The 983-nt window shown below is 29.0% G+C and carries 1 protein-coding gene; it reads left to right on the plus strand.

Going from position 1 to position 983, the window contains the following annotated elements:
• Positions 1 to 60: 60 nt before the first annotated feature.
• Positions 61 to 828 (plus strand): helix-turn-helix domain-containing protein, encoded by a 768-nt coding sequence (locus tag B2217_RS16130; RefSeq protein ID WP_291123189.1) that lies wholly within the window; start codon positions 61 to 63, stop codon positions 826 to 828.
• Positions 829 to 983: the final 155 nt, after the last annotated feature.

A 983-nucleotide genomic window follows, 5' to 3' on the forward strand; every position in this document is an offset into this window, starting at 1 on the left:
GAACTGACGGTTTTATTGCTATAATTAGCTAAATGTACAAAAGGAAAAATTAATTCATTTATGAAACAAATTATTGGAGAATATTCGGATCATATGACGACCAATACTTATGTTTGGTACGAGAAGAATCGCAAAAATGCGGATGAGGTTCATTCGCATGATTATTTCCAATTGAATTATGTTGAAGAAGGTTACCAATATTTTCATATCGAACAAAAGATTTATTTAGTTCCTCAAAATCACGTGATTTGGATTCCTGCAAATAAGCTACATCGTACGACTTCTGAGGCGAAAACTGTCAATCCAATGTTGATTTTGTTTAAAGAGGTTTTTAAGGAAGATTTTTACAATGATATTCATGTTTTTGTTGCGCCGCCAATTCTGAAGGAAATGATGTTATATGCCTCAAAATGGAATAAATTTTTGATAGAAGAGAAGGAGCAAAAGATTTTCTTAAATTCAATGTTGTATAGTTTGCCTCATTTTTGTGATGAAAACCATAATTTGGAGTTGCCAGTTCTTGTTGATAAACGTTTAATTCCGGTGAGTGAGTATATTCATTTTCATTATTCGACGAATTTTAATTTGAATGAATTGGCAGATAAAGCGAATATGTCTGCTCGAAATTTGCAACGAATTTTCAAACAAGAAACAGGAATTACACTTCAGAAATACATGCAACTTGTCCGAATTCTAAAAAGTATTGAATTAATAGATACCAATAATTTTACATTGAGCGAAATAGCTTATAAAGTCGGTTACAAAAGTTTGTCTGCTTTTACAGCGTCTTATTTTGCTGTTACAAAAACAAAACCTAAACGAAAATAATTCGTTTTAATTTCCTTCAATTTTTACTTTTCTTAATTTAATTTTTTAACAAATTGAGTTGATTGATAATGTTTTAACATCTCATTTTTTTATCAGAATTAGAACATGAAACTCGATTTTTATCATTCTTCAATAAATTAATTTAGAATAAATAA

Source organism: Empedobacter sp. UBA7620 (assembly GCF_002484185.1).
Taxonomy (GTDB): Bacteria; Bacteroidota; Bacteroidia; order Flavobacteriales; family Weeksellaceae; genus Empedobacter; species Empedobacter falsenii_C.